Source organism: Bradyrhizobium sp. Gha (assembly GCF_900113735.1).
Classification (GTDB): domain Bacteria; phylum Pseudomonadota; class Alphaproteobacteria; order Rhizobiales; family Xanthobacteraceae; genus Bradyrhizobium.
Genome location: NZ_FOQM01000002.1, coordinates 17,151 through 40,947, shown reverse-complemented (window position 1 = coordinate 40,947; position 23,797 = coordinate 17,151). Strand labels below are relative to the sequence as shown.

Sequence of the window (23,797 nt, the reverse complement as noted above, 5' to 3'; positions counted from 1 at the left end):
GACCTGACGCCTCGGCTTTCAGCCCGCGCGAACCTGGCGCAGGAATCCGTCCACCGCCGTGCGCAGCGTTCCCGCCTGCTGGTCGAGTTCGCGCGCGCCGCGCAACACTTCGGAGGCGGCGGAGCCGGTGGCCGTAGTCGCTTCGCTCACCCCGCCGATATGGCTTGTGATCTCGCTCGAGCCCTGCGCGGCGGATTGGATATTGCGAGCGATCTCCTGCGTCGCCGCGCCTTGTTCTTCCACCGCAGACGAGATCGCGATCGCAATCTCGCTCATCTTGCCAATGGTCCCCGCAATGCCATTGATCGCCACGACCGCTTCACCTGTGGTCGCCTGCATGTTCGACACTTGCGTCGAGATTTCCTCCGTCGCCTTGGCGGTCTGAGTGGCCAGCGCCTTGACCTCGGATGCCACGACCGCGAAGCCCCGGCCGGCATCGCCGGCGCGCGCAGCCTCGATGGTGGCGTTGAGCGCCAGCAAATTGGTCTGCTCGGCAATGCTTTGGATCAATTGCACGACCGCTCCGATTTTCTCGGCGCCGCCCGACAATTGCTGCACCGTCGAATTGGTCTGCTCTGCCTCGCTGACGGCGGGGCGCGCGACCTCGCTCGATTGCGCCACCTGGCGCGAGATCTCGGCAACGGAGGCCGAAAGCTCCTCGGCCGCCGCAGCAACGGCTTGCACGTTGCCGAGGGCCTTTTGGGAAGCCTGGCCTACGGTGGCCGCGCGCTCGCTGGCGTCGCCGGCAGTCACGGTCATGGATTCTGCGGCGCTCTGCATCTCTCCCGCGGAGAGGCCGACAGCGCGCACCACGCCGTCGACACTGCGTTCGAACCCGTCGGCAAGCGCCAGCACGGCCGCACGGCGATCGGCGACGGCTTGCTGCTGCGCTTCAGCCTCCTTCTGCTCGAGCCCCCGGATACGGATGGCGTTGTCCTTGAACACCTGAACGGTCTCGGCCATCGAGCCGATCTCGTCACGCCGCCCCCCGTTGAAGACCGTCACCTGAAGGTCGCCGCTCGCGAGCTTGCGCATGCTGTCTCGCAGCTGCCCGAGTGGAACGGTGATCCCGCGTGCGGTGAGCCAGGCGGCGAGCCCGGTCACGCAGGCGATCACGAGCATCGAGAAGCCCAACGATCGGATGATCGGCCAAAGCTTGGCCTCCAGATCGTCGAGGTAAGCGCCTGTGCCGACGAACACGCTCCATCCCGGAATGCCGGCCGCGTATGTCAGCTTCCGCGACAGCCGGGTCTCGCCCGCCTTCGTGTGTTCATAGCTCAACGTGACCTCACCGTTGGAGGCCACGCCGTCGCGCAACTCGCGAATCAGCTTGCGGCCGCCGGTCACGGCATCGAGCCGATCTGTACCGATCAGCTTCAAGTCGGGATGCGCCAGCAGCACGCCGTCCATCGTGTAAACGAAGAGGTAACCTTCGCCTTTGTCGTAGGTCATGCTTGCGGTGCGCTTGGCAAACTCCTGGATCGCCTGCTCCTTGGTCATCCGACCGGCATCGACCTGCTTCTGGAGTTCGAGCGCGACATTCTTGGCGATATCAACGATCGTGCGCGCTTGCTCGGTCCGGTCGGCGAGGAGTTGGTCGCTCATCAGGCGCGCAGCCTGGAGCCCCGCAACCCCCAAGCCCAGCAATGCGAGGACGATAAGCCCGCCCAATTTTGCCGCGATCGGGAGATTGTTGATCAGTTTCATCATTGCGCTCCGGTGCCAGGTTTGCGGCGCAAAAGCCTTACGGAGCACTCGTTAGAGCTACGTTAAGGATGCGACTTCCGTCCTTGTCGTCGTTTCGGATACGCTCGAGGCGCGACGTTGGAGAACGCGCGACTTCCGCAAATTCGGATCGGCGGTGAGCCGCGACCACGAACCGCCCTAGGGAATGGGACGCATGAGGCGTAGCGTCGCCAGCAACGCGGTGAAGACCATCGTCAAAAGCAGGATCGCGACAGTGGCTTCGCGGATGTCGTGGACCTGCCAGCCATACCCCCTGGCATCGACGGCTTCGCCAGTCTGTCCCATTATCCAGGGCACGAGGTGCGTGAGGCCGGCGCCGACATAGAAAAGGATGCCGGTCGCTGGCAACCTGAGGCCAATGCGTGCATCCGGCCGGAGGCCGCTGCGACGCAGGTAGAGTGCGAAGGCCTGGAAGATCAGCCATGACGTGAGAAGCCAGCCAAGAAAGTTGGAGAGAGGAACGCCGAATACTCCGCCACCGTCGTGCCATATCCAGACCCGGGCGATGGTCGCGTTGGGGGCATCCATCACGAGATCCCATTGAGTCATCACGAACGCTGCGACGAGAGGCAGGGCGATCAAGTTGAAAGGGCGATCGAGCTGACGGTCGGCACCATCAAGCAGAACTGACGCGACCACCCACGAGAAATAGCCCGCCCCGAACCATAGCGGACCGACGATGATCGGAATGAGTCCGACATGCGGCAAGTCCGCGCCGACCTCGAAATGATAGACGCCGAATGGAAAGCCCGTGGCGGCACCGAGGTTTTCCATCGCAAACGCAATTGCATTGCAAGCAACGAACAGGATCAAGGCGCGCCGCGCACCATAGGCAAAGGCGGCATGGACCACTGCGCAGGCAATGAAAATTGCCGCGAGCGCTTGCGCAACCGGGGTTGGATTCCAGGAAAACCCGATGGCGGTTGCAAGAATGCCGCCAATGGCCAGCCAAAGCGCGATGTCCTGCCGCCTGCGGGCGGCATTCTGTGGTGTCATTGCGTGCGATCCGTCAGTCATGCGATGGCAGAGAACGGCGCACAGCGTAGGTGCGCCGCGTAAGCAGCGCAAGAAAGGGACCGACGCGGCGGAATGGCTGTCCGACTATGACGGCGGGACACGAGGGACGGCGTCGCTCCTTCCGGTCATTGCGAGCGGAGCGACGACACCGGGCATGCGATTCACGAAAGCTTCCCTCACCCGGATTGCAACGTCGATGCAATCGGCCTCTCCGCGCAAGCGGAGAGGCGAAGATGGCTAGGGCGTCTTGCAGACGAAGTTCGCGGCGTCCTCGCTATCGCCCTGACCCGAATAGGCGGCATAGCTCGGATACGGGCACAGCGGACGCGTGCGGGTCGGGCTCCAGGAGGCCGGCACTTCCTTGTTCGCGGGATTGGCGGAGGCGATGATGCGATCGGGCACCTTGCCCTTTTCCACCCAATCGGTCAGCGCGGTGAGCGCATCGAACTTGTCGAGCGCGACGCCGCCGCCGCAATGGGTTTCACCGGGGATGGTGAACAGGCGCGCGATGCCGTCGGCATGACCTTGCAGGTTCTTGTCGAGACGGCCGTACCAGCGGATGGTGTCGTTCACCGAGAACACCGGATCGGCCTGGCCGTGATAGATCAACATCTTGCCGCCCGCCTTTTGCAAGGCCGCGAGCTTGGGATCGTCGATGTCGGGCGGCGTCATGAAGTCCATGGCCGATTCCGTGAACGTATCGTTTTTGGCGAAGATCTTTGGCGCGTCCTTGTCGAAATCATAGGCCTTGAGCGCGTCGATCAGCTTGTCGTTGCTGCCTTCGACCGCCACCGGCGGCGTGGAGAAGATGTAGTTCAAGGATGCGGCGCCCATGGTGGCGATGATCGGATAATTGTTCCAGGGCGCGACGGGACTCTCGATCTTCCAGGCTCGCCAATTTCCGGTGCCGATGCCGCCATCGAGAGGCCAGTCGGAATAGAGCGCCTCGCCTTTGGAGTTCTTCGGCCCGGCGAGGCTCATCCTGAGCGCATCGACCTTGGCCTCGGGCAGGCACGCATTGGTCTGGCCCGGCGTGCAGGTCAGGCTCTTGAGATCGAACGCCTTCTGGCACGCGGCGAGATTGGCAGTCAGGCCATCCTTGACGCCGTCGAGCGCGTCGCAGGCTTCCGTGATGCGGGACGCGATGAGCTGCGCGTCCTCCTTCGTGATCGATTTGCGCAGATCCGGATCGGCCTTCAGGAAGGCCTGCACGTCCCAGGCGTGCTGGATCGCAGCCCGCGGCAGATCGAAGCCGGGATTGCCGACAAGGAAGCCATCGTAGCTCTCCGGCATGCGCGAGGCCGCGACCATGGCGTGGCGCCCGCCATTGGAGCAACCGGCCATGTAGGAGCGATCAGGCTTGCGGCCGTAATGCAGCGCGATGATCTGCTTCGCCACCGGCGCGAGCGTCATGTCGGCGGCATAGCCATAGTCGCGTCGCGCCTGTGGATCGAGGCCGAAGGCCGCTCCCGCGGCAAGGCCCAGCGATTGGTTCGCGGGATCAGCGCCGGAATGTCCGCTGTCGGAGGACAGCACCGCAAAGCCGCGCGCCAGCGGCACCATGCCGCCCGAAGCAAAACCGTCAGGCTTGTCGCCGAGCGCCGGCACGACGACGCCGTCATTGCCGCCGTTCACCTGGTGCAGGAAGCGGCCATTCCATTCGGCCGGCAGGCGAAGCTCGAACTGGATGGCATAGGATTTCCCATCGGCGCCGGTGCGCCTGTTGGCGAGCCCCGTCACGATGCAATGCTTGGCCAGGCCATCCGCGGCCTCCTGCATCTTCGATCCCGTGATCTCGACGCCGGAGATGGCCAGCGACGCGGTGGTGACCTTTGAGCAGGCCTCTCCATCAGCGCGAGCCAGAGCCGTAGATCCCAAGAGCGCAACCAGCGCGGTGGTCGATATCAAGCCAGTCTTCACGACGGTCCCTCCCATATTAATTATCTTCTATAATTATTACTTCACTCCTGTATTTTGACAAGGGTTCAGAACCTGGAGACCCGTCCGTTCGCCCGGTATGGAACAGGGTGGCGCGATGCGCCGGATGAGGGGCATGACGGGAATAGCGCTTTACGCCTGCTCCGCCTGGCGAGCGCCCGCGCGACGTCCGCGACATCGGATGGCTATGAGCCGCAATAACCAACCGGCCCGTGGAAATTCCCAATCTCAAATGGGGACCCAAGCGCACCGGATTGGTCAGATCGATCGCTGCGGCCGTATTGCGCGGTCGAGATGCGGCTTCGTTCGCCGCCTGCGGCCCGGCGGTGTCAGCCCCGCCTCGTCGCAAGACATCGAGAGTGCCGGACTGCGTGGCCGGCCGGATGCAATCAGACGGCTTGGATGGGAGCAACGGCGGGTTTCGGCGCCAATGGCGTATTGCGAAATGGCGCGCCATTCAGAATAAAACTGCGAACTTGTATGTAATTGAAATATCTAGATAAACTTTATCTCGAAGTCTGCGGACGCAGAGCGCCTTGGCCGGCGGACTGCCAACGCGTCGAAACCGACGCCGCAACCGTCGATCACCCGATGCCGACGGTGACGGTGATCTGCGCTCGCGCTTACGCCAAGAGCGCCCACGAACTCAACATTTCTCGAACTTCCGCCGGTACTCTCTTGGCGAGCAGCAGATGCCGTAGAGCCGGTGATCCGATGATCCGATGATCCGCGCTTCGATGATTCGGTCGTCGTCGAGAGAATCAGGGCCGGTCTCACCAGGGTGGCCGGATTCGATCGGATGGTTGCCGATTTCCGTCGGAATTGGCGGCCGAATTGCCGTCGTATGCATTACGCAAGGCCCCGGCAGCCCTATGGTGGCCCACATAGACAATCATACATATCCGACGGTTCGCGCCCTGCATTGTCCGGCAAGCTGCGTCAACGAAGAATGGCCATGCGAAGGCCAAGGCAGACTAACGCCATCCCAAGAACGGTATTGATTTTGGTTTTGAATCGTTCATACCCACGGCGCACCGGCATAAGCGAAAATAGGGTTGCCACCGAAATCCACCATATGGCTGAGACCGCCACCGCAGTGCTCACTGCTGCCCAGAACAACCACGCTGGCGGATCCGCCGGAAATACTGCTGCAAATATGCTTGAGTAGTACGCGATGGATTTTGGATTTGCCATGTTCGTCAAGAAGCCCGCGCGGACCACCTGCCAATCTGTATCGATTGCATCAAGTTGGGAAACGCCGCCTCGGGAGGGACTGGCACCAAACAGCATCTTTACGCCGACCCAAATCAGGTAGGCGGCACCTGCAATTCGAAGGGCGGCATAAAGCGAAGGCGTCGCGGTAACCAGCACACCTAGACCAGCTGCGGCCAGGAGGGCCCAACACAGAGAACCCACCACAATGCCGGTTACCGCCAGCAGGCCGCGCCTAAGCGATCCGGCTAACGAATAGCTCGTAACAATGAAGAAGTTCGGCCCTGGACTTGCTGCTCCTAAGAGCTGTATCAGCGCAATGCTGACCAAAGTTCCGAAGTACACTGTCATTCTAGACCCCTATCCTCGACTGCGCACTGTAGCCGCGGTCTCAGTGAGCTTGGTTGCTGCGTTGAGTGAATGACCACCGCTTGTTCCGATCGGTCTCGACGATCTGATGATCTTCCGCACATCCGTTAGGCCTGCCGAGGTGCAAGCTCCTCCTGAGCTATTCGTACGAACAACGCTGCAGCAGGAACAATTAAGCGATCATCGAAATCATAGCGCGGGCTATGGAGACTCTCTGACTGTTCTCCGGTGCCCTGTCCGAGCCAGATGTAGGCACCGGGCAGCGCCTGTAACATGAAAGAGAAGTCTTCTCCCGCCGTGCTGGGCGGCATTTCCTTACGAGCCTTTTCAGCTCCGAATAGCCGCTCGGCTGCACTCAATGCGATCGCCGCCTTTTCTGGCGCGTTGATCGTCGCGGGATAGCGGCGCATAAATTTAACAACGGCCCTTGCGCCGAATGCCGACGCTGTGTTCGCAGCGGTACGATGGAGCAGATCCTCGATAAGATCTTGGACCTCCGGCCGGAATGTTCTCACGGTGCCGATCATTCGAACACATCTAGGAAGCACATTGTACTGCTCCATACTTCCCGCCGAAACTCCCCCAAAACTGACAACAGCTGCATCGAGCGGATCGATACTGCGAGAAACGATGCTTTGGACAGACTGAATGACTGCTGCTGCGGCGAGGATCGCATCGGTGCCTTTGTGAGGTATCCCACCGTGGCCACCTCCTCCCTCAATGAGTATCTCAAGTCGGTCGGCCGCAGCCATCATTGGTCCAGCATTCGCGACCACCTCGCCAAACGGAATCCAAGGTGCATTGTGAATAGAGTAAACACTCGAAAGTGCGAAGCGCTCTAGCAGTCCCTCAGCGATCATGGCTTTGGCTCCCGCGCCTCCCTCCTCTGCCGGTTGGAATATCGCGCAGATTTTGCCAGGGAACTGTCGGTGTCTAGCTAGGTAACCCATCGCTCCCACTAAAGCGGCCATATGCCCATCGTGGCCACACGCATGCATTTTGCCCGACCTCTTCGACCGCCATGGCACCTCGTTTGCTTCTTCCATAGCCAGAGCGTCGAGTTCGGCTCGCAATCCAACGGTAGGGCCATCTCCTTTTTCACCGCGCAGGACCGCGACTATCCCCGTCCCAGCGATACCTTGGTGTATTTCATCTACCCCGATTGCTCGCAGTCGTTGCGCAATCGTTGAGGCCGTCTGAACCTCCTTGTAACCCAGCTCAGGACACGCGTGCAGTTCTCGGCGAAGATCCGTAAGCGCAGCTTGGTGAAGTGTCAGATGATCGACGAGTTCAGAAGCGGCGCAAATGGAATTCAAAGGCGCATCTCCCATCCCGCTGGCTGGGTTCGCGCGCAGGGAACGAGCGATTTCCATTCTCTTGACCTATCTTTAAGCTAGTTCGCCAATTGCATTGGCAACTTCTTTTCCATAAATATACTGAGTGGATCGCTTTTGTAGTTGCCAAATGGTGCGATCTCTTGGAAGCCATGTTTCCGGTATAGCGAGATCGCCTCCGGTTGCCGAACCCCAGTCTCAAGGCGCAGTACCGGCAACCCTAGCACCATCGCGCGGCGCTCTATTTCCTCCAAGAGTTGCCGCCCGACTCCTTCCCCACGAGCTTTCGGGTCGACAAACATCCGCTTTATTTCGCCGTATCCGCCAATGGCGACGACGGCGCCAAAACCGATGAGTGCGTTCCCCCTACGGGCCGCATAGAAGGAAATGTTGGGCGCGCAGAGGGAGACCGGATCGAAAAGGTGGTTGCTCTCCGCCGGATAGAGAGCAGCGTAGTACTCATCGCTTTCGGCAATCATCTGGCGCACCTGAGGGTCGAGCGGATTGTCCAGCGCGATCCTAATCGGTAGCTGCATGTATTTCTTCCTCAAGCTCGATGATGCCCGTGAGACACAATGACTTAACCGCTGCCAAAAACGGAATGGAGAGGGCGCGAGGGCGAACATACGGGCCGGTCAGCGAAAGAGGATAGACCCGTGCCAATGCCTCGCGGGGAGATTCCGAGCCGACGATTGATTGGCAAATTGTTGCGAATTCTTGGATCATTTTCGTAAGCTCGGTCCAATCAGCCAGTCGCCAATAAATTCCTGGCATATTTCCGATTGCCATGATGAATTTCTGAAGCGTGCGATCAATGTCAGACCGCGCAAGGGGGCTCCGGCGACCACGGATGCGCGCGTCCAGTGACAAGCCAGTGTGGAGCGCCTGGCTCGTCACTTGGCCACTCCCACCCAACCGAACGCGCATTAGCGACGATGAGTACGTTGTTGCACCCAACCGTTTCATTTCTCGGTCAAGGCGCGCAAGAAGCTCGTCCTTTGGAAGACCAGGATTGAGCGACTGCGCATTGCGAACCGTCAGCGCGGTTCGTACTTCTATCGGGACAAAAATGTCGGTAAAGAACTCGACGTCCCAACTCCTAGCACGCGCTATATCCGCGATTCTTCGTATTGCTAAGATTTCACGAGCGCTTCCAACTGATTGAAAGCGCATCGCCAGCAGACCGTCCGCTCGGCAAAGCTCTGCTCCAGCCTCAAGAAAGCGAAGGACGTTGACCGTACCATCGTCGCCGCCGTTTCCGGCTGGGCTATAGGCTATGCCGGCGGGCACAGGGACGCCGGGGGGATTCCCAACCACTGTGTCAAATCTGGCTTGTGGCGTAAATTGCTCCACCGCACTTGCTAAGAAGGAGCAACGCGAATCCAATCCATTGAGGCCCGCAGTAAGATACCCGGCTTCTGAGCATTCCGCGACGACGTCGATGCCGACTACGCTCCCGCAGTTTTGAGCCAGGGCAACGGTGGAAAGTCCGCTGCCGGAACCGATATCCAAGCCACGATCCGCTCGCGGCAACGAAAGTAGAAAGCGGGAGAATAGTAAGGAATCGTCACCGACATAGACCTGCGAAGCTCGCTCCAGAGCAGCGTCTGACGCGCAGAATAGATTCCTAAAATGCGAGAGGCGCCATCGCCCGGGTAGCATCTCCCCATCGCTGAACTGAGCGAGTTTGCATTCGCTTAACGCGCTTCGCTGGGAAGCTGGAATGTCAGTAGATCGAGATGTTCGACCGCAGTGAAGTGTTTCGTACAGCGATGCGGCAGCGCCCTCTTGCATAGACACTCCGCTCATCCACGGCTCGAAGCGATCGAATTGCATTCTCCTTTCAAAATCGATCGCGTCGCCCAGCCCTGCGGCGCGCAAATACCTACCAAGTCCCTCGGGATGCGGCACGTGCTTCCCCCTCCCTTGGCCCATTTGCTTGGACACGAACGGCTTCCTCAGCATCGAGCGCATCTACGCGAGGGCCGCACGGAGTGTCGGAAAGAAAGTGGATATTGGGGTCTCGACCGCCTCTGGAGCTTCGAGCGCTCGCCTGATGTGCGAGGATATATCCGTTTGGTACGTGCCAATGCGCGGCGCGAACGAGTAAATATCCGACGTGTCGATGATGACGGTCCTCATCTGGTTGACGTCGAATGGTATCGTGTCCGCCTTCCGAACAATCTGCACGATGGGCAACCGCATCATGTGACGGATGGCGAGCTCATAGAACACATTGGGATTGTGGTAAGACATATCGACAATTACGAGCCGGGCCTTAACCAGAAATTCCATGATCTGCTTGGTGATCATTCCTGGCTTGTCTATCTGATCGGCCCGCACAAGCGACAAACCGAACGATGCGACGGCCGGTTCGATGAGCGTGCCCATGAAGAGATCGGAATGCTGGCGATACTCGCTGTCAGCGGCGCCAATGGGACTGATGTAAAAGCACGTGGCTTCGAATTTGGCGTGGTCTGCTGTGATCACAGCACCGGCCGGTGGAGTTGTGGGCGGTAGAATGGACGACGGAACCGCTCCTAAGGGCGTCTGTCCCGCAGGCTGTTGAACGGCATCCACCGCAGCGTCTTTAGAAACGAGCCGTTCAGCACCGGACAGCATCGCTAAGAGGCCGACATAGCGGGCATTGAGGATGAATGTCTCGACGGCCTCGGGAGCGGCATCTCTGCTTTCGCCAAACTCCACGGCTGTATCAATCAAAGCCGTCTTCGCTGGCAAAGCCCTTCCCACAAATCTCTCATGGAGCTTTGCGAAAATCTCGATGTCCTCTATCGAGAGCTTGATCTTTGCACGAAGCTGGTCTCGTGCGGGTATCTGCGGGTCAACAGTACGCACACCATCTTGCGTCAACTCGAGCGTTTCGCTCGCGTAATTGCCCTTGATGAGCCCGTACTTGTTGGCATTTGTTACCAGCATGCGGCTCGCGCCACTATCTGGCGACTTGCTGATATGGTCGAACAGCGACAGCCTGCGGACCGCTTCACCGCTTCCGAACTCGAACATACTCTTCACGAAGTCGATGCTGTCTTCGAAGGGCGCCGCCGGGAAGCTGCGCACTGTACGCTTCCGTCGCGCGACCTCCTTTTCAACCTTCTCGTTTGCGGCTGCGATGCTCTCTGAAGTAGCCCTTCCCTTGCGTGCCATTCCCTGCCCTCTGCCCTCTTCTTGCGAGTTCCCAGATAGCACTCGCATAAATAGCGACGCAACCTGAGTACCCGGATGGGCCGGTGGAGAACTAAGGCGATGCACGCGCTGCCAGAGCCCTTTGCCACGAAGAGGACGGTGTTCGGTTGGGTCTACCCTCGCGAGACATTCGCCTGAGATACCAATAGCGTCTCAATAGGGTTGACTTTTGAGTTATGAGACAGCAATGTCTCAAGCTCTAAACCCTAATGAGACACGACCGGCAAATGACCATCATCGGGTACGCCCGTGTGAGCACCACCGATCAACACCTCGACCTTCAAGAGAACGCGTTGCGCGCAGCAGGCTGCGACCTGATCCGTTCGGAGAAGAGCAGCGGCACCACAACTGCTGGCCGCGAGGAGCTTCGCACCGTGCTCGACTTCCTACGCGCCGGAGACGTGCTGATGGTAACGCGTATTGATCGGCTCGCGCGCAGCATCGGTGACCTTCATGACATTGTACGCACAGTCAGAGCGCGCGGCGCCTCATTGAAGGCCACAGAGCAACCCATCGACACGAGCACCGCAGCAGGCAAGTGCTTCCTCGACATGCTCGGTGTGTTTGCCGAGTTCGAGACCAACCTTCGCAAAGAGAGGCAGCTCGAGGGTATTGCGGACGCCAAGGCACGCGGGGTCTACCAAGGGCGCAAGGCTTCCATCGACACCGCCAAGGTGAAGGCACTCAAGGCGGAGGGCATGGGTGCTTCAGCTATCGCCAAGACTCTCAAGGTTGGTCGGGCGTCGGTCTACCGTGCTCTTGAGGCCTGACCAGACTAAACCAGTTCCTTGTTGAGCGCCGCCACGGCCCTGAGTAACGTCATCTCGCTGAGATGGGGGCTGCAATTTAGGGCAAGGCCTTCGGCTTCTCTGGTACTGCCTTGCGGGCACACCACGTCCGGTGTCTTTCCTTAATGACGCCCATCAACACGCGCACGATTTGACCTACCGCTTGTGACGGCGGCAGCTAAGCGCTTGTATCTGCGTTACTTCTTGATGCTCAATGAGAGCTTGTGCGACTGGCGCGCCCGGAACGATTCGAACGTCCGACCCTCAGATTCGTAGTCTGATGCTCTATCCAGCTGAGCTACGGGCGCGTTTTTCGCTGACAGTGCGGGCTGGGCCCGCAGGCAGCCTCCGGACAGCGCCGGAGGGGTGCGAAAGAGCGCTCTGACTAACCGCTCTTGCCGGCGTTGGCAAGGTCCGGGAGGGGGAGATTTTGGCGTATTTTCACACGCTGCAGTCATTCCGGGATGACCCGAAGGGTCAGGCCCGGAATGACGAATGGTGGGTAGGCACGGGCGCCGGAAGGATCGGCCGCTGGCCTATCAGGCCCGCGCCCGCTCGTTGCGGACAGAGAGGAGTTCCACGGGGCGGTCGGGGATGACGATCCGGAAGGTGGCGCCGATGGTGCCTTCGACCAGATGGATGTCGCCGCCGTGGGCCCGCACCAGCTCGGCGGCGATGGCGAGGCCGAGCCCGCTGCCGCCGGGGCGGCCGGAGGTCTGGAACGCCTCGAACAGGTGCTCGCGGGTCTTCTGGGGCACGCCCGGGCCGGTATCGGAGACTTCCAGGATGGCAACCGCGCCTTCGCGCTTTCCGGTGATCCGGATCTGCTGCGGACCACCGTCGCCGGAGGCATGGCTCTCCAGCGCCTGGGCGGCATTGCGGACGAGGTTGAGCAGCACGCGAAACAGCTGGTCGGGATCGGCGTCGACCGCGAGGCCGCGCTCGATGGCGGTGACCCAGGCGATCGTTGCGTCACTGGCAAGGCCCGCGGTCTCGCGCACCTCGAGCACGACGGGCTCGATCAGCATCATGCGGCGATCGGGCGCGGCCTCCTGGGCGCGGCCGTAGGACAGCGTCGACTGGCAGAAGGCGATGGCGCGCTCGAGCGAGCGCACCAGCTTCGGCGCAAAACGCTGCACCCTGGGATCGGGCACGCTGGCGAGCTGGTCCGACAGCAGCTGGGCCGAGGCCAAGAGATTGCGCAGATCGTGATTGATCTTGGAGACGGCGAGGCCGAGGGCTGCGAGCCGGCTCTTCTGATGCAGCATCGACATCAGGTCGCGCTGCATGTCCGACAGTTCGCGCTCGGCGACGCCGATCTCGTCGCTGCGCTGGCTCGGCACGATGATCCGCGCCGAGCTTTCGGGGTTTTCGTGGAAGCCGACCAGGCTCGCGGTCAGCCGCCGCATCGGCCGCACGAAGAGATAATGAAGGGCGAGATAGACGAGGCCGGCGGTCAGGACGCCGATGATCAGCGCGACCACCACGACGTTGCGGGAGAAGCGGTACATCGACTGCCGCAAAGGCTGCTCGTCGGTGACGATTTCGATGAACTGGGCATCGCCGACGCCGGGGCCGACGATGCGGATCGGCTGGTTGCCGGTCTCCAGCATCATCTGGAACGAGCCGGTGATGGCCTGCCACACCGTCAGGTCACGCAGATCGACGTCGTGCTCGATCGTCGCAGGCAGATTGTCGCTGGCGAGCAGCCGCCGCTGTTGGCCCATCTTGATCGCGACCGCGCGCGCATTGATGCTTTTCAGGATCTGCCGCGACAGCGAATCCGGCACCATGCCGAGCGGCGCCGCATCGAGCACCAGCGCCGCCGTGTTGGCCGCGGCGACGCGGTCGTTGAGCCGGTTGACCCAGAAGTTCGCGATCGCAGGCACGTAGAGCAGCACGGCCGCGATCATCACCAGCGGGACGGTCAGCAGCAACAGCTTGCCCGACAGCCCAAGCCCGCCCGGGCCACGGGACCGCATCGCCGACGAATCCGGCTGGTCCGCTGGCCGATCCAGATCTTGATCCAGAGCTTGCTCCAGATCCTGGCTCCGCTGCTGAAGGTCCGTCGCTGCCACGGAATTCGCCCCTGCTGGCATTGGCTGGTGGAGGATGCGACCCGCCCGGGGGCCGGTCAAATTACGGATCGCTAATCTGCCGAGGTCGGATGTAGGCGCTGATCCTTCTATCCGCCACCTCAAGAGTTAAAAACCCCTAGGAAACAGTGATATTCACCGGAACCGGGCGATCTTGCGGCGTTGACGAAAACAAGACGCTCGCTTATAAGCCGCGCAAATTGTCCGCGATGACCCGGTACGACACCGGGAGCGGCTCTTCTGGGGCCGGAAATGGCTCGTTTGGGGCCGCATCTTCCGGACTTTATCATCAATTCTACAGGCAAATTGCCCGGTCAGCGGAGAAAAACCCGTGAAGCGGACTTATCAACCCAGCAAACTGGTGCGCAAGCGCCGTCACGGCTTCCGTGCTCGCCTCGCGACTGCCGGCGGCCGCAAGGTTCTCGCCGCCCGCCGCGCCCGCGGCCGCAAGCGTCTGAGCGCCTGAGCCGGACCCCCTTTCCCGGGATTTCATCATGGATCGGCTGAGGCAGCGAGCGGATTTCCTCGCCGTTGCCAATGGCGCGCGGGTGAATAGTCCCGCGTTCGTCCTGCAAAGCCTTGACCGACAAAGCCTTGACCAAAGCCTTGACCAAAGCCTTGACCAAAGCCTTGGCCGCGACGATCTTGGCCGCGGCGATCTTGGCCCCGTCAGGATCGGCTTCACCGTTACCAAAAAGAACGGCAACGCCCCCGAGCGCAATCGCATCCGGCGCCGGCTTCGCGAATTGGTGAAGCGGCTCGATCCGGTATCGATGCATCCCCATCATGATTACGTGCTAGTCGGCCGCAGGGACGCGCTTTCGCGCGACTTCACGACCATGCTCGACGATCTGCGCATGGCGCTCGCGAAAGCCGCGCGGCATACGCAAAAAGGACGCGGCCCAAGAACCGACGGTCCAGCTCCCGCGACCAGCCGCAAACCGGATTGATGACGAGACCATAGTGATGACCGACAATCGCAATACCATCCTCGCCGTCATTCTGTCCGGCCTGGTGCTGATCGCCTGGCAGTACTTCTACAACGTGCCGGCGATGGAGAAGCAGCGCGCCCAGCAACAGGCGCAGGCAGAACTGCAGAAGGCCAATCCGCAACCGACGGCCTCCGCAACGCCGGGCGCCACGCCGCAGGCCGGCAGCACGTCGACGCCGACCGCCGCGCCGGGCGCGAACCAGCCGGCCCAGCCGGTCGTCGCCCGCGAGGCCGCAATTGCCGCCAGCCCCCGCGTGAAGATCGACACGCCACGTCTGGCCGGCAGCATTTCGCTGAAGGGCGGCCGCATCGACGACCTCGCGCTGCTGCAATTCCGCGAGACCGTCGATCCGCAGTCGCCGCCGATTATTCTCTATTCGCCCTCCGGCACGGCAGAGCCCTATTACGCCGAGTTCGGCTGGGTGCCCGCGACGGGCGTGACGTCGAAGCTGCCTGATGCCCAGACCGTCTGGCAGCAGGACGGCAGCGGCAGCCTGACGCCGACGACGCCTGTCGTGCTGAAGTGGGATAACGGCGAAGGCCTCAGCTTCCGCCGCACCATCTCGGTCGACGACCATTATCTCTTCAGCATCAAGGACGACGTGAGCAATGTCGGCAACGCGCCGGTGACGCTCTATCCGTTCGCCCTGATCTCGCGTCACGGCACGCCGCAGGTCTCCGGCTACTACATCCTGCATGAAGGCCTGATCGGCTATCTCGATGGCCTGCAGGAATACGCCTACAAGAAGATCGACGAAGCCAAGTCAGTCAGCTTCAAGGCGACCAATGGCTGGCTCGGCATGACCGACAAGTACTGGGCCTCGGCGCTGCTGCCCGACACCAGTGCGCAGCTCCAGGCGAAGTTCTCCTCGAACCTCACCGGCAACGTCCACACCTACCAGACCGACTATCTGCTCGACCCCGTCACGGTCGCGATCGGCGGCACCGCCACCGCAAATGCGCGGCTGTTCGCCGGTGCCAAGGAAGCCGGCGTCGTCGGCGTGTTCCCGTTCGCAGGGCTCGGCGGCTACAACAAGGCGCTCGGCCTCAACCATTTCGATCTCCTGATCGACTGGGGCTGGTTCTACTTCATCACCAAGCCGATGTTCCTCGGGCTCGACTTCTTCTACCGCTTCTTCGGCAATTTCGGCATCTCGATCCTGCTCGTGACCGTGATCGTGAAGCTGCTGTTCTTCCCGCTGGCGAACAAGTCCTACGCCTCGATGGCGAAGATGAAGTCGGTCCAGCCGCAGCTTCAGGCGCTGAAAGAGCGCTATCCCGACGACAAGGTGAAGCAGCAGCAGGAGATGATGGAGATCTACAAGAAGGAGAAGATCAATCCGGTCGCCGGCTGTCTTCCCGTGGTGATCCAGATCCCGGTGTTCTTCTCGCTCTACAAGGTGCTGTTCGTCACCATCGAAATGCGGCACGCGCCGTTCTTCGGCTGGATCAAGGACCTCTCCTCACCCGATCCGACCAACCTGTTCACGCTGTTCGGCCTGCTGCACTACGATCCGACCGCGCTGCCGATGTTCGGGCACTATCTGCATCTCGGCATCTGGCCCCTCATCATGGGCGTCACGATGTGGTTCCAGATGAAGCTGAACCCGACGCCGCCGGATCCGACGCAGCAGGTCATCTTCAACTGGATGCCGGTGATCTTCACCTTCATGCTGGCGGGCTTCCCCGCGGGCCTCGTGATCTACTGGGCCTGGAACAACACGCTCTCCGTGCTCCAGCAGAGCTTCATCATGCGCCGCAACGGCGTGAAGGTGGAGTTGTTCGACAATCTCAAGGCGACGTTCGCGAGGAAGGCGACGTAAGACTCCGTCATTCCGGGATGGTGCGAAGCACCAGACCCGGAATCTCGAGCTTCCGGGTTCGATGCTCCGCATCGCCCCCGGAATGACAGCAAGCAAAGAGCTTCGCATGACCGACGACAATGATGCGAAGCTGCTCGAAGCCGGGCGAAAGCTGTTCGCCCGCGACTGGCAGTTCATCTGGGCGTCGCCCTCGATCCAGACGCTGCCGCCGATGGCGGGGCTGGAGATCGCCTTCGCCGGACGCTCCAATGTCGGCAAGTCGAGCCTGATCAACGCGCTGACGGGGCGTAACGCGCTGGCGCGCACCTCGCATACGCCCGGGCGGACGCAGGAACTGATCTTCTTCGAGGTTCCCGGGAAGACCGACCTGCGCCTCGTCGACATGCCCGGCTATGGCTATGCCAAGGCACCGAAGAGCCAGGTCGCGTCCTGGACCGAGCTGATCCACACATTCCTGCTCGGCCGCGCCTCGCTCGCGCGCGTCTATGTGCTGATCGATGCGCGGCATGGACTGAAGGACGTCGATCTCGAAGTCCTCAAGACGCTCGACCGCTCGGCCGTCAGCTACCAGGTCGTGCTGACCAAGGCCGACCAGGTGAAGGCCGCCGAACTCCAGTCCTGCATCACGGAGACGGAAGCCGCTCTCGCGAAACATCCGGCTGCGTTCCCGAACGTGATCGCGACCTCGTCGCGCAGTTCGACCGGCATGGCCGAACTGCGCGCCGCCATGGCGAAGCTGCTGGACGAGCGGACCAAGTGATGGCGCGCCTGCTGATCGCGCTCGCCGGCCTGATGGGCGCCGCCGGCGTCGCGCTGGCCGCCGCCGCCGCCCACGGCACGGACGCCAGCCGGCTTGCCTCCGCCAGCGCCATGCTGCTGTTTCATGCAACTGCCATATTGGCGGTGACAGCCTTGCTCGCGCGCGGCCTTCTGCATGGCGGAATTGGCCTGATCGCCGCATTCGGCTTCGTGATCGGCGCCGCGTTGTTCGCGGGTGACCTCACCTTGCGGCAATATGCCGGCCATCAGCTGTTTCCGATGGCCGCACCGTCAGGCGGAACGCTGATGATTTTGAGCTGGCTGGCGGTGACGCTGGCGGCCGCGGTGAAGGGCAAATAGCGACTTCTTCTTCCTTCTCCGATTGTGGGAGAAGGTGGCGCGAAGCGCCGGATGAGGGGTTGCTCCCACGAGCATTATTGCACGAGCTTTGCGTGCCGAGAGAACCACTCACCCGTCTCGCCGCTATTGCGGCGAGCCACCCTCTCCCACAAGGCGAGCGGGAAAGAACCAACGCTTTGCGCCTCGCCCGCCAATCGGATAGAACGCAGGCCGCGTTAGTCCCGCCAGCGAGATCCGCCCCATGACCGAAATCTCCCCGCTCGACCAGGCCCGCATCCTGTCCGAAGCGCTGCCGCACATGCAGCAGTACGACGAAGAAACCATCGTCATCAAATATGGCGGCCATGCCATGGGCGACGAGGAGACCGCGAAGAACTTTGCGCGCGATATCGTGCTGCTGGAGCAGACTGCGATCAATCCTGTGGTCGTGCACGGCGGCGGGCCGCAGATCGCGACCATGCTCAAGCGCCTCGGCATCGTCTCGGAATTCGCAGCCGGCCTGCGCATCACCGACGCCGCGACCATCGAGATCGTCGAGATGGTGCTGGCAGGCTCGGTCAACAAGCAGATCGTCGGCTACATCAACGAAGCCGGCGGCAAGGCCGTGGGGCTCTCCGGCAAGGACGGCAACATGGTGAAGGCGTCGAAGACGACGCGCACCATCATCGATCCGGACTCGCACATCGAGAAGGCGGTCGATCTCGGCTTCGTCGGCGACCCCGAGAAGGTCGATCTGACGCTCCTCAACCAGCTGATCGGCTACGAGCTGATCCCGGTATTGGCGCCGCTCGCGACCTCGAAAGAGGGCCAGACGCTGAACATCAACGCCGACACGTTTGCCGGCGCTGTCGCCGGCGCGCTCAAGGCAAAACGCCTGTTGCTGCTCACCGACGTGCCCGGCGTGCTCGACAAGTCGAAGAAGCTGATCCCGCAGCTCTCGGTGAAGGACGCGCGCAAGCTGATTGCAGACGGCACCATTTCCGGCGGCATGATCCCGAAGGTCGAGACCTGCATCTACGCGCTCGAGCAGGGCGTCGAGGGCGTCGTCATCATCGACGGCAAGATGCAGCACGCGGTGCTGCTCGAGCTCTTCACCAACCAGGGCACGGGAACGCTGATCCACAAGTGAAGAGCCGGACGCCCCGAAGGAAGAACGTCGTGGCCGGGCTTGTCCCGGCCATCCGCGACCTTTCTGACGGCCAAGACGTGGATGCCCGGGTCAAGCCCGGGCATGACGAGCGGAGAGTTTTGCGCACGCGCCGCACTCCCCTCGCGCGCTTCCTGATGACGCTGCCGGCGGCAGCGGTGTCGTTCGTCTTCTCCTCCGCACCGGCCATTGCCGATCTCAAGATCTGCAACCGCATGTCCTATGTGGTCGAGGCCGCGATCGGCATCGACGACAAGGCGGCCACCGCGACGCGGGGCTGGTTCAGGATCGATCCCGCCACCTGCCGCGTGGTGGTGCAGGGAACGCTCACCGCCGACCGCATCCTCCTCAATGCCCGCGCGCTCGGCATCTACGGCGCGTCTCCCATCCCGCAGAACGGCAACGACATGCTGTGCGTGGCGCCGGACAATTTCGTCATCGCCGCGGCGCGCCAGTGCCGCAGCGGCCAGACGCAAGCGCCCTTCACCCAGATTACCCCGACGACAGGCGACGACGGCAATCTCGTCGCCTATCTCGCCGAGGATTCCGAATATGACGACGAGCAGGCGCGGCTGGCCGGCATCCAGCGGCTGCTGGTGATCGCGGGCTACGATATCGGCGCGATCGACGGCGTCGATGGACCGAAGACGCAGGCCGCCCTCGCAGCCTTCCTGAAGAGCCGCGGCTTGTCCTCCGACGTGGTCGGCTCGCAAAACTTCTTCAAGATCATGGTCGAAGCCGCGCAGACGCCGTCCCCGAGTGGTCTCACCTGGTGCAACGACACGCCGCACAAGGTGATGGCAGCGGTCGCGACCGACGACGGCAAGTCGGTGACCAGCCGCGGCTGGTATCGCATCGACCCCAAAACGTGCCTGCATCCCGACGTGACCGGGCAGCCGAAGCAGATCTTCAGCTTCGCGGAAGCCGTCGACAGCGACAACCGCGCCATCAAGCTGAAGGACAAGCCGCTGAACTGGGGAGGCGACAAGCAGCTCTGCACCCGCGAGACCAAGTTCGAGACCGTCGAGCAGACCGATTGCGGCGCGCGCGGATTTGCGGCGACCGGATTCGGCGCGGTGGACATGTCGAGCGGCGGCAAGACGTTGCGCTTTGCGTTGCCGTGATCGAGAGAATTTGATGAAATCACCCCGCGCCTTTGCCCGTATCGATACCTGGGTGTTCGACCTCGACAACACGCTCTACCCGCACCACGTCAATCTGTGGCAGCAGGTCGATGCCAGAATCGGCGAGTTCGTCTGCAACTGGCTGAACGTCACGCCGGAAGAAGCGCGCAAGATCCAGAAGGATTATTACCGCCGCTTCGGCACCACCATGCGCGGCATGATGACCCTGCATGGCGTGCGCGCCGACGATTATCTCGCTTACGTCCACAAGATCGATCATTCGCCGCTGGAGCCGAACCCGGCGCTGGGGGCGGCCATCGCAAAGCTGCCGGGGCGCAAGCTGATCCTGACCAACGGCTCGGTCGACCATGTCGATGCGGTGCTGGCGCGGCTCGGCCTCGGTTCGCATTTCGATGGCGTGTTCGACATCATCGCCGCCGAATTCGAGCCCAAGCCGGCGGCGCAGACCTATCAGAAATTCCTCAGCCAACATGCGGTCGACCCGACCAGATCAGCCATGTTCGAAGATCTCGCCCGCAACCTCGCCGTCCCGCATGACCTCGGCATGACCACGGTGCTGGTGGTGCCTGACGGCACCAAGGAAGTGGTACGCGAGGACTGGGAGCTGGAAGGCCGCGATGCCGCCCATGTCGACTATGTCACGGATGATCTGGCGGGGTTTTTGGCCGCGCTGTCCCGCCCCAAGTAGCCGTCATACCCCGCGAAGGCGGGGTATCCAGTAATCACCGCCATCTCGATTTATCGCGACCGCCGCGGCGTACTGGATCACCCGCTTTCGCGGGTGATGACAGCGCACCAAGCTTGACTCCGCCCGTCCAAATCCCGAAAAAGCCCCCAATCCATCAAATTTGCCCGATCCCACGAGGAAATCCGATGTCCCTGTCCGCCCTGGAGTCCACGATCAACAGCGCCTTCGACGCGCGTGAGACCATCTCGACCTCGACCAAGGGTGAAGTCCGCGAGGCCGTGACCCAGGCGCTGGAGACCCTGGACAAGGGCGAGGCGCGCGTCGCCGAGCGCGGCGCCGACGGCAAGTGGAAGGTCAACCAGTGGCTCAAGAAGGCCGTGCTGCTGTCCTTCCGTCTCAACGACATGGACGTCATTCCCGGCGGCCCGGGCCAGGCGAACTGGTGGGACAAGGTGCCCTCGAAGTTCGAAGGCTGGGGCCCGAACCGTTTTCGCGACGCCGGTTTTCGCGCGGTGCCGGGCGCGGTGGTGCGCCGCTCCGCCTTCATCGCCAAGAACGTCGTGCTGATGCCGTCCTTCGTCAATCTCGGTGCCTACGTCGATGAGAGCACCATGGTCGATACCTGGGCCACGGTCGGCTCCTGCGCGCAGATCGGCAAGCGCGTGCACATCTCCGGCGGCGCCGGCATCGGCGGCGTGCTCGAGCCACTCCAGGCCGAGCCCGTGATCATCGAGGACGATTGCTTCATCGGCGCGCGCAGCGAGGTCGCCGAGGGCGTCATCGTGCGCAAGGGCGCCGTGCTGTCCATGGGCGTGTTCCTGGGCGCCTCGACCAAGATCGTCGATCGCGAGACCGGCGAGGTCTTCATGGGGGAGGTGCCCGAATATTCAGTGGTGGTACCCGGCGCGCTGCCCGGCAAGCCCATGAAGAACGGCCAGATCGGCCCGAGCACCGCCTGCGCCGTGATCGTCAAGCGCGTCGACGAGCGCACGCGGTCGAAGACCAGCATCAACGAGCTGCTGCGGGATTAAGGCGGCACATGACCGATGCCCTCTCCATTGCCCGCGACCTCATCCGCTGCCCCTCGGTAACCCCTGAAGACGCCGGCGCACTCGGCGTGCTTGAAAAGGTGCTGAACGCTGCAGGCTTCATTTGTCACCGCGTGACCTTCAGCGAGGACGGGACCGCCGATATCGACAATCTCTATGCGCGGATCGGTGCTGAAGCGCCGCACATCACCTTTGCCGGCCATACCGACGTGGTGCCGCCCGGCGACGAGAGCGCCTGGAGCGTCGGCGCGTTCTCCGGCGAGGTGAAGGACGGTTTTCTGCACGGCCGCGGCGCGGTCGACATGAAGGGCGGCATCGCCTGCTCGGTCGCCGCCGTACTGGAGCATCTCGCCGCGAACGGCGGCAAGCCACGCCCGGACGGCAAGGGTTCGATCTCGTTCCTGATCACCGGCGACGAGGAAGACGTTTCCATCAACGGCACGATCAAGCTGCTGAAATGGGCTGCCGAGCGCGGCGAGACGTTCGACCATTGCGTGCTCGGCGAGCCCTCCAATGTCGAGACGCTGGGCGATACCATCAAGGTCGGCCGCCGCGGTTCGCAATCCGGCACGCTGTATGTCGACGGCGTGCAGGGCCACGTCGCCTATCCGCACCGCGCGGCCAATCCGGTCCCTGACATCTCGCGCCTGATCGTAGCAATCTCCGACGAGCCGCTCGACAATGGCAGCGCGCAATTCCAGGCCTCCAACCTCGAATTCGTCTCGGTCGACGTTGGCAACAAGGCCTTCAACGTCATCCCCGGCGAGGCCCGCGCCAGATTCAACATCCGTTACAACGACAACCATACGCAGGCATCCTTGCGCGAGCTGGTCGAATCGCGTCTCGCCAAGGCCTGCGGCAATCGCATCAAGGCCCGCATCGTCTGGGAGCCCTCGAATTCCAACGTGTTCGTGACCAAGCCGGGGCCGTTCACCGATCTCGCCGTGTCCGCGATCGAAGAGGTGACGGGCCGCAAACCGGAGCTGTCGACCTCAGGCGGCACCTCGGATGCGCGCTTCATCTCGAGCTATTGCCCGGTGATCGAGTTCGGCCTGGTCGGCGAGACCATGCACCAGGTCAACGAGCGCGTGCCGGTGGCGGATCTGGAGAACCTGACCAAGGTCTATCGCGGGATCTTGGCAAGGTATTTTGGTTGAAGGGCAACTGCCTCCACAAACACTGCTGTCATCGCCCGGCTTGACCGGGCGATCCAGTCCTCCGAGACAGCAGTGACAGCACCGAGAGGCCGCGGAGTACTGGATGCCCCGCCTTCGCGGGGCATGACACCGAGAATATGGCGAGAGCGCACGCTCCCGCGCCTCAATAATCCACCTTCATCAGATACAGCCCCTCGGGCGGGGCGACGATGCCGCAGGCGGAGCGGTTGCGCGCCGCGAGCGCCGCGGAGAGATCGTCGGCGCTCCAGCGGCCTTCGCCGACCCAGACCAGCGAGCCCACCATCGAGCGCACCTGGCTGTGCAGGAACGAGCGCGCCGAGGTGACGATGATGACCTCTCGCCCGTCGCGCAGCACGTCGAGCTGGTCGAGCGTCTTCTCCGGCGACTTCGCCTGGCACTCGGTGTCGCGAAACGTCGTGAAATCGTGCTTGCCGAGCAGGCGTTGAGCAGCCGCATGCATCGCATCAGAGTCGAGCCGGCGCGGCACGCGCCAGGCATGGCCGACATCGAGCGCGAGATTGGCGCGGGTGTTGATGATGCGATAGCGATAGTGACGCTTCACGGCCGAGAAGCGCGCCTCGAACGTATCAGGGACGATCTCGGCTTCGAGCACCGCCACCGGATGCGGGCGCAGATGCGCATTGAGGCCATCGCGAAAACGGCCCTGCGGAAACTGCTTGTCGATATCGACATGCGCAACCTGGCCACGCGCATGCACGCCCGCATCGGTGCGGCCGGCGCCGTGCACCCGCACATCCGCGCCGGTCATCGCCTTCACCGCGGCTTGCAGCGCGCCCTGCACCGACGGCAGCGTGTCCTGCACCTGCCAGCCGAAGAACGGCGCGCCGTCATATTCGAGGGTGAGCTTGTAGCGGGGCATCTCAATCCGGGTGGTGTCATCGCCGGGCTTTGACCGGGCGATCCAGTACTCCGAGACATCTCCGTTCAGCTGA

21 protein-coding genes and 1 tRNA gene are annotated in these 23,797 nt (G+C 62.3%); 11 read left to right on the top strand and 11 right to left on the bottom strand.

Going from position 1 to position 23,797, the window contains the following annotated elements; genetic code table 11:
* Positions 1–18 precede the first annotated feature (18 nt).
* From BM222_RS03325 to BM222_RS03285, 8 genes are all read right to left on the bottom strand, one after another.
* Complete coding sequence (locus BM222_RS03325; protein WP_092227261.1) at positions 19–1,707, bottom strand: methyl-accepting chemotaxis protein; 1,689 nt, start codon at positions 1,705–1,707, stop codon at positions 19–21.
* Positions 1,708–1,884: 177 nt separating this feature from the next.
* Positions 1,885–2,742, bottom strand: a complete 858-nt coding sequence (locus tag BM222_RS03320) for a carotenoid biosynthesis protein (protein WP_177242983.1) — start codon at positions 2,740–2,742, stop codon at positions 1,885–1,887.
* A gap of 258 nt (positions 2,743–3,000) precedes the next feature.
* A complete protein-coding gene (locus tag BM222_RS03315) occupies positions 3,001–4,683 on the bottom strand; it encodes a tannase/feruloyl esterase family alpha/beta hydrolase (protein WP_244547000.1) in 1,683 nt (560 codons plus the stop codon).
* A gap of 957 nt (positions 4,684–5,640) precedes the next feature.
* On the bottom strand, positions 5,641–6,264 hold the full coding sequence (locus BM222_RS03305) for a LysE family translocator (RefSeq protein ID WP_092226867.1): 624 nt from the start codon (positions 6,262–6,264) through the stop codon (positions 5,641–5,643).
* Positions 6,265–6,389: 125 nt separating this feature from the next.
* Positions 6,390–7,613: an amidohydrolase gene (locus BM222_RS03300; protein ID WP_092227260.1), complete on the bottom strand. Its 1,224-nt coding sequence runs from the start codon at positions 7,611–7,613 to the stop codon at positions 6,390–6,392.
* Between the two features lie 62 nt (positions 7,614–7,675).
* A complete protein-coding gene (locus BM222_RS03295; protein ID WP_092226866.1) occupies positions 7,676–8,152 on the bottom strand; it encodes a GNAT family N-acetyltransferase in 477 nt (158 codons plus the stop codon).
* Positions 8,136–9,563: a methyltransferase gene (locus BM222_RS03290; protein WP_177242982.1), complete on the bottom strand. Its 1,428-nt coding sequence runs from the start codon at positions 9,561–9,563 to the stop codon at positions 8,136–8,138. Before BM222_RS03290 ends, BM222_RS03295 begins: the two co-directional genes overlap by 17 nt.
* Before the next feature lie 27 nt (positions 9,564–9,590).
* The gene (locus tag BM222_RS03285; protein ID WP_092226864.1) at positions 9,591–10,781 is read right to left on the bottom strand and encodes a hypothetical protein; all 1,191 of its coding nucleotides are present in this window, start codon (positions 10,779–10,781) and stop codon (positions 9,591–9,593) included.
* A gap of 266 nt (positions 10,782–11,047) precedes the next feature.
* Here BM222_RS03285 and BM222_RS03280 point away from each other — a divergent pair, with 266 nt between their 5' ends.
* Positions 11,048–11,590 carry a recombinase family protein gene (locus BM222_RS03280; protein WP_092227259.1) on the top strand — a complete coding sequence of 181 codons (543 nt, stop codon included), beginning with the start codon at positions 11,048–11,050 and terminating at the stop codon, positions 11,588–11,590.
* Between the two features lie 249 nt (positions 11,591–11,839).
* Here BM222_RS03280 and BM222_RS03275 read toward each other — a convergent pair.
* A tRNA-Arg gene (locus tag BM222_RS03275) sits at positions 11,840–11,916 on the bottom strand.
* Positions 11,917–12,147: 231 nt separating this feature from the next.
* The gene (locus BM222_RS03270) at positions 12,148–13,590 is read right to left on the bottom strand and encodes an ATP-binding protein (RefSeq protein WP_092227258.1); all 1,443 of its coding nucleotides are present in this window, start codon (positions 13,588–13,590) and stop codon (positions 12,148–12,150) included.
* 445 nt (positions 13,591–14,035) lie between these two features.
* Here BM222_RS03270 and rpmH point away from each other — a divergent pair, with 445 nt between their 5' ends.
* The 10 genes from rpmH (at position 14,036) to dapE (ending at position 22,823) form a co-directional block, all read left to right on the top strand.
* A complete protein-coding gene (rpmH, locus tag BM222_RS03265; protein ID WP_008542748.1) occupies positions 14,036–14,170 on the top strand; it encodes a 50S ribosomal protein L34 in 135 nt (44 codons plus the stop codon).
* A 28-nt stretch (positions 14,171–14,198) separates the two neighbouring features.
* Complete coding sequence (gene rnpA / locus BM222_RS03260; protein ID WP_092226863.1) at positions 14,199–14,654, top strand: ribonuclease P protein component; 456 nt, start codon at positions 14,199–14,201, stop codon at positions 14,652–14,654.
* 16 nt (positions 14,655–14,670) lie between these two features.
* Positions 14,671–16,518 carry a membrane protein insertase YidC gene (gene yidC, locus BM222_RS03255; protein ID WP_177242981.1) on the top strand — a complete coding sequence of 616 codons (1,848 nt, stop codon included), beginning with the start codon at positions 14,671–14,673 and terminating at the stop codon, positions 16,516–16,518.
* Positions 16,519–16,624: 106 nt separating this feature from the next.
* The gene (gene yihA / locus BM222_RS03250; RefSeq protein ID WP_092227257.1) at positions 16,625–17,278 is read left to right on the top strand and encodes a ribosome biogenesis GTP-binding protein YihA/YsxC; all 654 of its coding nucleotides are present in this window, start codon (positions 16,625–16,627) and stop codon (positions 17,276–17,278) included.
* Entirely contained in the window at positions 17,278–17,637 is a 360-nt protein-coding gene (locus tag BM222_RS03245; RefSeq protein WP_177242980.1) for a DUF423 domain-containing protein, read from the top strand. Before yihA ends, BM222_RS03245 begins: the two co-directional genes overlap by 1 nt.
* A gap of 241 nt (positions 17,638–17,878) precedes the next feature.
* Positions 17,879–18,766, top strand: a complete 888-nt coding sequence (gene argB / locus BM222_RS03240) for an acetylglutamate kinase (RefSeq protein ID WP_092226860.1) — start codon at positions 17,879–17,881, stop codon at positions 18,764–18,766.
* A 155-nt stretch (positions 18,767–18,921) separates the two neighbouring features.
* A complete protein-coding gene (locus tag BM222_RS03235) occupies positions 18,922–19,908 on the top strand; it encodes a DUF1036 domain-containing protein (RefSeq protein WP_092226859.1) in 987 nt (328 codons plus the stop codon).
* A gap of 13 nt (positions 19,909–19,921) precedes the next feature.
* Positions 19,922–20,617 (top strand): pyrimidine 5'-nucleotidase, encoded by a 696-nt coding sequence (locus tag BM222_RS03230; protein ID WP_092226858.1) that lies wholly within the window; start codon positions 19,922–19,924, stop codon positions 20,615–20,617.
* 185 nt (positions 20,618–20,802) lie between these two features.
* The gene (dapD, locus tag BM222_RS03225; RefSeq protein ID WP_092226857.1) at positions 20,803–21,648 is read left to right on the top strand and encodes a 2,3,4,5-tetrahydropyridine-2,6-dicarboxylate N-succinyltransferase; all 846 of its coding nucleotides are present in this window, start codon (positions 20,803–20,805) and stop codon (positions 21,646–21,648) included.
* Positions 21,649–21,656: 8 nt separating this feature from the next.
* Positions 21,657–22,823: a succinyl-diaminopimelate desuccinylase gene (gene dapE / locus BM222_RS03220; protein ID WP_092226856.1), complete on the top strand. Its 1,167-nt coding sequence runs from the start codon at positions 21,657–21,659 to the stop codon at positions 22,821–22,823.
* A gap of 163 nt (positions 22,824–22,986) precedes the next feature.
* Here dapE and truA read toward each other — a convergent pair whose 3' ends face one another.
* The gene (gene truA / locus BM222_RS03215) at positions 22,987–23,724 is read right to left on the bottom strand and encodes a tRNA pseudouridine(38-40) synthase TruA (RefSeq protein WP_092226855.1); all 738 of its coding nucleotides are present in this window, start codon (positions 23,722–23,724) and stop codon (positions 22,987–22,989) included.
* Between the last annotated feature and the right edge of the window lie 73 nt (positions 23,725–23,797).